The following is a 9,845-nucleotide window of genomic DNA, read 5'->3' on the forward strand; positions in this document are numbered from 1 at the left end:
TGCAGCGCTAAAGCCGTTGCAACGCGGCTTTCAACGCAATCGCGCACACCCTCCAGGCTTCCTAAAACTAGTTTCATTTGTTTAGTCCGCGCCTGTTAGGACCCGCTCTCCAGAATGCCGTTACCGAGCCGCACCATTGGTGCGAGCCCTAACCGCCACACGCCCGCGCAGATTCAATCGCGCCTCTGAACGGAGCAGCCTTCGATGTTAAAAATAGTCCGGTTGGCTTTGACCCGGCCCTACACGTTCATCGTGCTTGCGATGCTGATCCTGTTGATCGGCCCGCTTGCCGCGTTGCGCACGCCGACGGATATCTTTCCCGACATCCGCATTCCCGTGATCAGTGTGGTCTGGAACTACGCCGGCCTGCAACCGGACGACATGTCCGGACGCGTCGTCACCTACTACGAACGCACGCTCGGCACGACAGTCAACGACATCGAGCATATCGAGTCACAATCGTTTCGCGGCTACGGCATCGTCAAGATCTTCTTTCAGCCGACTGTGGATATCCGCACCGCCACCGCGCAGGTGACCTCGGTTTCACAGACGGTGCTCAAGCAGATGCCGCCCGGCACCACGCCGCCGCAGATTCTCAACTACAACGCGTCCACGGTGCCGGTGCTGCAACTGGCGCTGACCAGCAATACACTTGACGAGCAGAAACTCGCCGACTACGCGACCAACTTCATTCGCCCGCAATTGCTGAGCGTGCCTGGCGTGGCGATTCCGACGCCGTATGGCGGCAAGACCCGCGAAGTACAGATCGATCTCGATCCGCAAGCCTTGCAGGCAAAAAAGCTCTCGGCCAACGACGTCGCCACCGCCCTCGCCCAGCAGAATCAGATCATTCCGGCGGGCACCGAAAAGATCGGCCGCTTCGAATACAACATCAAGCTCAACAACAGCCCGCTCGCGCTCGACGAACTGAACGCGCTACCGATCAAGACGGTGGACGGCGCCACGATCTATATCCGCGATGTGGCTCACGTGCGCGACGGCTATCCGCCGCAAGGCAACGTGGTGCGCGTGGACGGTCATCGTGCGGTGCTGATGAGTATTCTAAAGAACGGCTCGGCGTCGACGCTCGACATCATCGCCGGCGTCAAGGCGCAATTGCCGCGCATCGAGGCAACGCTGCCGCCCGGACTGAAGCTCGTGACGATGGGCGATCAATCGACCTTCGTGAAAGGCGCGGTGAGTGGCGTGGCGCGTGAAGGCGTGATCGCCGCCGCGCTCACTTCACTGATGATCCTGCTGTTCCTCGGCAGCTGGCGCTCGACACTGATCATCGCGGCGTCGATTCCGCTGGCGGTGCTGGCTGCGATTGCGGGCCTTGCCGCCATGGGCGAAACGCTCAACGTGATGACGCTCGGCGGTCTCGCGCTCGCGGTGGGGATTCTGGTCGACGACGCCACCGTCACGATCGAAAACATCAACTGGCATCTCGAACAGGGCAAGGACGTACGCAGCGCGATCATGGACGGCGCCGCTCAAATCGTTGCGCCCGCCTTCGTTTCGCTGCTCTGCATCTGCATCGTGTTTGTACCGATGCTGCTGCTCGACGGCATTGCGCGCTTCCTGTTCGTGCCGATGGCCGAAGCGGTGATCTTCGCGATGATCGCGTCGTTCATCCTCTCGCGCACCTTCGTGCCGATGCTGGCGCAATACCTGTTGCGTCCGCATGCATCGGGCGGTCACGCCTCCGGCGAACTGGCCGCGGTAATGGACACGCATGGCGGCCCCTTGCATCCGGCGCCGTCGCGCAATCCGCTGGTGCGCTTTCAACGCGGCTTCGAGCATCGTTTCGAGTGCGTGCGCAGCGTGTACCGGATCGTACTCGGCCTTGCGCTCACGCATCGCAAGCGTTTCGTCGCGGGCTTCCTGATCGTCGTGGGCGCGTCGTTCCTGCTCGCACCGTGGCTGGGACGCAATTTCTTCCCCAATATCGACTCCGGCGAAATTGCGATCCATGTGCGCGCACCGATCGGCACGCGGATCGAAGATACCGCCGCGCAATTCGATCTGATCGAGAACGCCGTGCGCCGCGCGATTCCGCCGGACCAGTTGCGCAGTATCGTCGACAACATCGGACTGCCCAATAGCGGCATCAACCTGACCTATAACAACAGCGGCACGACCGGACCGCAAGACGGCGACATTCTGATCTCGCTGAACGAGAACCACGCCCCCACCGCCGGCTTCGTGCACACACTGCGCGAAACGCTGCCGCGTCAATTCCCGGGAACGACCTTCGCGTTCCTGCCGGCCGATATCGTCAGTCAGATTCTGAATTTCGGTGCCCCCGCGCCAATCGATTTGCAGGTGGCGGGGCCGAACCAGGCGGCCAATCATCGCTACGCCAGCGAAGTGATGCGACGCATGCGCATGATTCCCGGCATTGCCGATACGCGCATCCAGCAGGCGTCGACGTATCCGCAGTTCACCGTGTCGGTAGACCGCTCGCGCGCCGATCAACTCGGCATTACCGAACAGGACGTGACCAACTCCGTGGTAGCGAGTCTTTCCGGCACGAGCCAGGTATCGCCGACGTATTGGCTGAATCCGAAGAACGGCGTGTCGTATCCGATCGTCGCGCAGACCCCGCAATACCGCATGACGTCCCTGTCGAATCTCAACAACCTGCCCGTGACCGGCAAGAGCGGCCAGGCGCAGATTCTCGGCGGCATTGCGACCATTTCGCGCGGCGTCGGCAATGCGGTGGTGTCGCACTACAACATCGAACCGCTCTACGACGTGTTCGCGACCACTCAAGGTCAGGATCTCGGCGCCGTCGCGGCGAAGATTCAGAACATCGTCCATGCAACCGCGAAAGATGTGCCGAAGGGCTCGATCGTCACGCTGCGCGGCCAGGTGCAAACGATGAACAGCGCGTTCCTCGGTTTGTCGCTAGGCCTAGTCGGCGCGATTCTGCTGATCTATCTGCTGATTGTCGTGAATTTCCATTCGTGGAGCGACGCGTTCGTAATCGTCACGGCGTTGCCCGCGGCGTTAGCCGGCATCGTGTGGATGCTGTTCACCACGCATACACCGCTCTCCGTGCCCGCGCTGACCGGTGCGATTCTCTGCATGGGCGTCGCGACCGCCAACAGCATTCTGGTGGTGAGCTTCGCCCGCGAACGGCTGGCGGTGACCGGCAATGCGCTGGTCGCCGCGATGGAGGCCGGCTTCACACGCTTTCGGCCGGTGCTGATGACAGCGCTCGCGATGATTATCGGCATGGCGCCGATGGCGCTCGGCCTCGGCGACGGCGGCGAGCAGAACGCGCCGCTCGGCCGCGCGGTGATCGGCGGCCTGATTTGCGCGACGTTCGCCACGCTGCTGTTCGTACCGGTCGTGTTCAGCCTCGTGCATCGGCGCGATGCCGCGGGTCACGATCCATCGCACGGCCCGTCGCGCAACTCATCCAACGACCCCTCGCACGATCACTCATCATCCGAACCCGGAGTCCAACATGTCCACTGAGATCGAGATCAATTCGCCCAAGCGGCTGCGTCATCTGAAGCTGATCGGCATCGTCGCGCTGCTGGCGGCAGCGGGCATTGTGACGAGCGGCATTGCCAGCCGCGTACATGCGAAGCAGGAACTCACCACCTGGTCAGCCCAGCAAGCCGTGCCGACGGTGGTTGCATACACACCCAAACACGACCTCGATGCGCAGGCGCTGGTGTTGCCCGGACGGCTGTCCGCCTTCGTCAACGCGCCGATTTACGCACGCGTGTCGGGTTATCTGCATGCGTGGTACGCCGATATCGGCACGCACGTCAAAGCCGGCCAGTTGCTTGGGGTGATCGACACGCCCGACCTCGATCAGCAATTGCAGCAGGCACGCGCCGACTTACAGAATTCGGTGGCCAACGAGAAACTCGCCGCCTCCACTGCAAGCCGCTGGACAAAGATGCTGCAGCAGGACTCAGTCTCACAACAGGACGCCGACGAAAAGACCAGCGATCTCGTGGCCAAGCAGGCAACGGTAGCCGCGGCGGAAGCCAATGTACGGCGTCTCGAAGCGCTCGAATCGTTCAAGCGCATCACTGCCCCATTCGACGGCATCGTCACCGCGCGCACCACCGATATCGGCGCGCTCATCAATGCGGGCGGCGGCAATGGGCCCGAACTGTTTTCCGTGTCGGACGCACGTCAATTGCGCGTCTACGTGAGCGTGCCGCAGGACGAGGCGGCCGCCATCAAACCCGGCATGACCGCCACGCTCACCGTGCCCGAACGCCCCGGCGTGAAGTTCAACGCCAAACTCGTCGACACCGACGATGCGATCACGCCCTCCTCCGGCACGCTGCTGGTGCAACTCGCGGTCGACAATCAGAACGGCCTGCTGATCCCCGGCGAATACACCGAGGTGCATTTTGCGCTGCCGACCAACTCGCATGCCTTGTCGATCCCGGCCAGCTCGCTCATCTTCCGGCAGAACGGTTTGCAGGTCGCCGTGGTCGGCCACGACAACCGCGCGGTGCTCAAATCGGTATCGATCGCCACCGATCTCGGCACGCACGTCGAGATCGCCTCAGGTCTCAATTCAACTGACCGGGTAATCGACAATCCACCTGACTCGCTCGCCTCGGGCGATGAAGTGCGACTCGAAAGCAATCCGGCTAGTACGACGGACACGTCGCTCGCCGCACGCCGGCCAGCGGAGAGCGCTCATGGATAAACGCCGCATCTGCATCGCGTTGGCGGCCGCGGCGCTGATGAGCGGCTGCTCGTTCGCGCCGACCTACCAGGCGCCGGCCACCAGCATCCCAACGACGTTCAAGGAAGGTGGCGCATGGCAGCTCGCCCGACCCGCCGACCGCGTGCCGCGCGACGCGTGGTGGACGGTGTATCGCGATCCGGTACTCGACCATCTCGAGGTTCAGGTGGCCGCCGCCAACCCGGACGTGGCCGCGGCGATGGCGCGCCACGACGAGGCCACCGCCTATCTGTCGCAAGCTCGCTCGGGCTTGTTTCCGACCATCGGCGCCGAAGCGTCAGTCGAACGCCAAAGGCAATCGGATAACCGTCCGCTGCGTGGCGTGGGTCAGCCCGCGGTGTACGGCGCGAATACGGTCGACGTCGGCATCGGCTATGACCTCGACCTGTGGGGCAAGATCCGCAACGAGGTGTCGGCGGGCCGCTCGGCGCTGCAGGCGAGCGAGGCCGATCTCCAATCGGTACGTTTGAGCCTGCAGGCGAATCTGGCAAGCGCGTACTTCAATCTGCGCGGGCTGGACGAACAGCAGCAACTGCTCAACGACACGATCGACACCTACCAGCACGCGCTCAAACTCACGTTAAGCCGTCACGCGGGTGGCATTGCATCCGACCTCGACGTCTCGCGCGCGCAGACACAACTCGACACCGCGCGCGCTTCCGCCGACGACATCGCCGCACGCCGCGCGCTGTACGAGCATGCGATCGCCAGCCTGACCGGCGCGCCCGCGTCGAATTTCACACTCGCGCCGGAGATCGAAACGACGTACCTGCCGTCGATTCCAACCGGCGTACCCGCAGCACTGCTGCAACGGCGTCCCGACATCGCGGCGGCCGAGCGGCGCGTTGCCGAGGCCAATGCGCAAATCGGCGTGGCCAAGGCCGCCTTCTTCCCGGACATTTCGCTCGGCCTCGACGGTGGCTATCAGAGCGACACGCTTTCGCCGTGGCTGATGGCGCCGAACGAAATCTGGTCGGTCGGACCGAGCCTCGTGCTCACGCTATTCGACGGCGGCCGCCGTGAGGCGATCACGCAACAGGCGCGCGCCAAACTCGCCGAGAACGGCGCGAAGTACAAGGCCGCGGTATTGCTCGCCTTCCAGCAGGTCGAAGACAACCTCGCGCAATTGCATCATCTCGGCGACGAAGCCACGCAGCAGAACGAGGCGCTGGTCGCCGCGCAACGCACGTTGACGCTTTCGATGTCGCGCTATCGCGACGGCGTGGTCAGCTATCTGGATGTCGTGACCGCGCAGACCACCGAACTCACTACCCAGATCGACGCACTGAACCTCAATACGCGGCGTCTGCTGGCCTCGGTGGGCTTGATTGAGGCCTTGGGCGGCGGTTGGTCGGCGGACAGCGCTACGGGCTCGCCTGCCGTTCAGGCGGCAAGTGCGCAAGCGGTGCATCCGAAGGTGCTCGCGTCCGCTGACTGAAACTGCGGGTTGGATCTGTCAGTTGAATCCACCCATGCCGTTAAAAAACGTCGCCGGTTCTTCACCAGCGACGTTTGCCTTCCAGGCGCGATTACGATTTCTTTGCAGTACGTGTGCGGTGCTCAGAATTTATGCCGTATCCCCACCGCCACAACCGCCTGCCGATCGCTCGACGAAGCCGCTAGCGAATAGATCGACGCATTACCGAGCACCGCAATACCGTCCGCCCCCGACACATGTTGATAGACGCCCTCCAGATACAGATCGGTTCGGCGTGACAGGGCGTAATCTGCCTGCAGCATGAACTGATTCCACTTCGGTGCGACGCTCTTGCCGTCGTCGCTGAAATGTCCGTCTGTGAACGTGTACGAGCCGCCCAGCGAGAATGCCGGGGTGATGGCATAGCGCGCGTTCAGTTCGTAGTTATTGAAGGTCAGCATATCGCCGTTGAGCGTGGCATACGCGCCACCCTGCGTGATCTGATGCGGGTCGTCGAGCATGGTCCGCGTGAAAACTAGACCGACGGTCGCCGCGCCGAATGTATAGCGCCCTGCCGCGCCGAGGATGCGCTGGCGCGCGCCGGTGAAGGTCGCGTCGCCATCGCTGCTGCTCACCGCGCCGCCGGTGTTGGCGGGTTGATTGACGCCGCCCGGCTGGTTCACCTGCAGGTACGCGAGCGCCAGATTGAACGGACCGCCCGCCCATTGCGCACCGAGGCTATAGGCGTTGTTATTGCTGAAGCCACCGGCCGCATTGCTGAACGCATAAGCGCCGCCGACTGTGAAGCCGTCATAAGTCGCGCTGCGGAATTTCAGCGCGTTGTTCATGCGCAGATCGTTGTTGAGGTTGTCGTTATCGAACGGATGATCGGCGATATTGCCGCCGAAGCCCGAACCTGTGGCCGAAAGCGGCGCGACGAAATCGACCAGGAAGTCGTATTGCCGCCCCATGGTCACCGTGCCCCACTGCTTACTCGCGATGCCGACCCATGCCTGCCGGCCGAATTCATCGCCGCCGTTGGAAAATTTGCCGCTGTCGATATTAAAGCCGTTCTCCAGATCGAAGACCGCGCTTAAGCCCCCGCCCAGGTCCTCGTTACCGCGCAGACCCCAGCGGTCGGTGCTGATATTGCCGCTTTCCATCATCCAGTTGCTTTTGCCGCCTGAAGCCGTTTTCTGATTGCTGATGTAGTCGATGCCGGTATCGAGTGTGCCGTAGAGCGTGACGCTGCTTTGTGCGTGCGCCGCCGCGCCGAAGGTGCCGGCCAGCGCGACGAGTGTGGTTGCCAATGCTTTGTTCATGTTTGATTCCGGGTAAGAGAAGGCGCCGATCCGCGCATTGACGGACCGATCCCGCACACCGTGCGGGTAGCCGCAATGTAGATTTGCGTGGTGACATACCCGTGATCAAAACCGGTCGATTCATGAAACGTTTTTTATGTTCATGACATGTACCGGACAAGCCCAAGAATCATCGGATCGCCGGCGCTCCAACGGATAAATATCTTTTCATGCGCACACCGCCGATCCGCTAACGCCAGGTCACTATCCTTCTTATCAACCGATCCACGAATGCATTGCGGTTCGCGCATCGGTTCCATCCAATTTTATTTGTGAGGATTACGAACATGAAATCTCTGACGCTCGCCATCGCTCTCATCGGTGCAACCGCAACGGCCTCCGCTTTCGCTCAATCGACCACGGCGCCTTCGCCGGCGCAACAGAACGCCGCACCGACCATGCAGGTAGCAGCGACCAGCACCGCCGCGGTCAACGCGGCAGGGTCGTGGGTCCCGCCTTACGGTCAGGCGACCGGTGAGAAGACGCGTGCGCAGGTTTATCAGGAGCTGGTGCATGCGGAGAAGGACGGACAGCTCGCCTATCTGAACTCGACGCTCTACGCACACTGAGATCTACCGTTAAACGCAACACGCTGCATTTCTCGCCCTGACATCAATGACTCTTCGCACCGCGATCAAACGAACTGCCTCGTTTGCCGTTGCCGCAGCTGCAGCCGGACTCCTGTTATCCGGATGCGCGACAACGTCACCCTCCACCAGCGCCGACAACTGTGTCGGTCCACCGAGTTACTGCAATATCTATTTTGGCTCGTGAAGCAAAAAAGCGCGCTACCCCTTCGGGCAGCGCGCTTTTTGACCTGATGCTGCTGCTTTAGAACGAGTGCCGAATGCCCACGCGCCCCACCACCTGCTTGCCGTCAGACGAAGGATCGAAGCCGGCAATCTGCGCAACGGCGCCGCCACTGGCTTTCTGTAGTGCGGCGAGCGCATAGACCGCCGTGCGCTTCGACAATTCGTACTCTGCGCTCAGGTTGAGCTGCTGATACTTCGGTTCCTGATTGGTCGCGTGATCGCGGCCATCCGTGTAGGTGTAGCCTGCTGCGAGATTCAGCTGACCAGTTGCCGCGAAGGTACCGGCAATTTCATAGTTCTGGAATTTGACGTCCTGTCCTGCATCGCCCTGCTGGAAATTCACGTTCGTGAAGTTGCCCATCACCTTGAACTTGCCGATCTGATAGGACGCACCCGCGGCAAAGATGCCTTGACTGCGGGCATTGGCCAGATAGTTGCCGTACACCGCGTTGGTAAAGCCCGAGCCGTTCTGATAGCTCTGGATTGCCGTCTCCGGATCGTTGACGCGCAGATAGCCCGCCCCCATCGAGAACTGTCCGTTCGTATAGGACGCTGCCGCGCTATAGGCGGAGTCATTCGAGAACTGCCCGGCCTGGCCGCCGAACGAATAAAGGGCTTCGCCCGTAAAGCCCCCGATCGTCGGGCTCGTGTACTTGACCGAATTGCTGATGGCGAAGCCGTTATCGAGGTTGTCCATATCATTGGGGTGGGAGAAATACCAGCCGCCGTAGCTATCGTTGAGCGAGAACGGCTCGATGAGATCGACGATCGGATCCCACTGCCGCCCGAGAGTGACCGTACCGGCCGTCTGACTGGCGAGGCCAACGTACGCATTACGGGAAAAAGCCAGACCACTTCCCAAGTTGCCGTTAGTCGAATTGAAGCCGCTTTCCAGGTCGAACACAGCGGAGAGCCCGGCACCGAGATCTTCCTTGCCTCTGAGGCCCCAGCGGCTGCCAGCGCTGACGCCGCTGGCCATTTGATAGAGATGGTTGCCGTTGACGTTGCTGGCGAAGTCGATACCCGTGTCGAGCAGCCCGTAGAGGGTGACGCTGCTTTGCGCATGGGCGGTGGAGACTGCGCCGACGCACAGTAGTGCCCCGACCAAGTTGGTCAGCTTCATCTTCTGATTCATGAATCACCTTTCATTTAATTAAGGATGCCTGATAGCTGTGGAGACTTTCGATGTTGTGTGACCACTGGACGAATATATCGAGGTCAGAAATCATTGCATCTGCAATGCAGACTTTCAGTTTTTTTGTAGGGTTTTCATGAGCGGGTCGTTGACCTGACTTGCGGAGCGGGGTGTTGTCTGTTTGTCTACGGTGTTGGGATTTGCTTGAGTTTTTTTTGCCTGCGCGGCGCTTTTTGGCCGTGTTCTTAGGGCTTTGGCCTTTCCTTGTTCTGGCTTTCGTGCCTTTCCTTGTTCTGGCTTTCGTGCCTTTCCTTGCATTGTTAGTGGTCTATTAGCGTTGCCCCTGTGCGGGGCGGCACTTACTTTCTTTGCCGCCGCAAAGAAAGATAAG

The 9,845-nt window shown here is 61.3% G+C and carries 6 protein-coding genes and 1 pseudogene; 4 read left to right on the forward strand and 3 right to left on the reverse strand.

Going from position 1 to position 9,845, the window contains the following annotated elements:
* The first annotated feature begins 204 nt into the window (after positions 1-204).
* Genes KHO30_RS38555 through KHO30_RS38565 form a run of 3 tightly spaced genes read left to right on the forward strand, consistent with a single transcriptional unit; the run spans position 205 to position 6,167 of the window.
* Positions 205-3,486, forward strand: coding sequence for an efflux RND transporter permease subunit (locus KHO30_RS38555; protein WP_211704038.1), 3,282 nt, complete (start codon positions 205-207; stop codon positions 3,484-3,486).
* A complete protein-coding gene (locus KHO30_RS38560) occupies positions 3,476-4,690 on the forward strand; it encodes an efflux RND transporter periplasmic adaptor subunit (protein WP_211704039.1) in 1,215 nt (404 codons plus the stop codon). Before KHO30_RS38555 ends, KHO30_RS38560 begins: the two co-directional genes overlap by 11 nt.
* A complete protein-coding gene (locus KHO30_RS38565; RefSeq protein WP_211704040.1) occupies positions 4,683-6,167 on the forward strand; it encodes an efflux transporter outer membrane subunit in 1,485 nt (494 codons plus the stop codon). The genes KHO30_RS38560 and KHO30_RS38565 overlap by 8 nt, the downstream gene beginning before the upstream one ends.
* Before the next feature lie 122 nt (positions 6,168-6,289).
* On the opposite strand, the gene KHO30_RS38570 is transcribed toward KHO30_RS38565, so the two are convergent.
* Complete coding sequence (locus tag KHO30_RS38570) at positions 6,290-7,468, reverse strand: porin (protein WP_211704041.1); 1,179 nt, start codon at positions 7,466-7,468, stop codon at positions 6,290-6,292.
* Positions 7,469-7,794: 326 nt separating this feature from the next.
* Here KHO30_RS38570 and KHO30_RS38575 point away from each other — a divergent pair, with 326 nt between their 5' ends.
* Positions 7,795-8,076, forward strand: a complete 282-nt coding sequence (locus KHO30_RS38575) for a DUF4148 domain-containing protein (RefSeq protein ID WP_211704042.1) — start codon at positions 7,795-7,797, stop codon at positions 8,074-8,076.
* Between the two features lie 262 nt (positions 8,077-8,338).
* On the opposite strand, the gene KHO30_RS38580 is transcribed toward KHO30_RS38575, so the two are convergent.
* Together KHO30_RS38580 and KHO30_RS38585 are read right to left on the reverse strand one after the other, a co-directional pair.
* Positions 8,339-9,454 (reverse strand): porin, encoded by a 1,116-nt coding sequence (locus KHO30_RS38580; protein WP_425312944.1) that lies wholly within the window; start codon positions 9,452-9,454, stop codon positions 8,339-8,341.
* A gap of 114 nt (positions 9,455-9,568) precedes the next feature.
* A pseudogene (locus KHO30_RS38585) lies at positions 9,569-9,845 on the reverse strand (hypothetical protein); the annotation flags it as partial.

Origin of the sequence: Paraburkholderia aspalathi (assembly GCF_905220735.1) — a bacterium.
Lineage (GTDB): Bacteria > Pseudomonadota > Gammaproteobacteria > Burkholderiales > Burkholderiaceae > Paraburkholderia > Paraburkholderia aspalathi.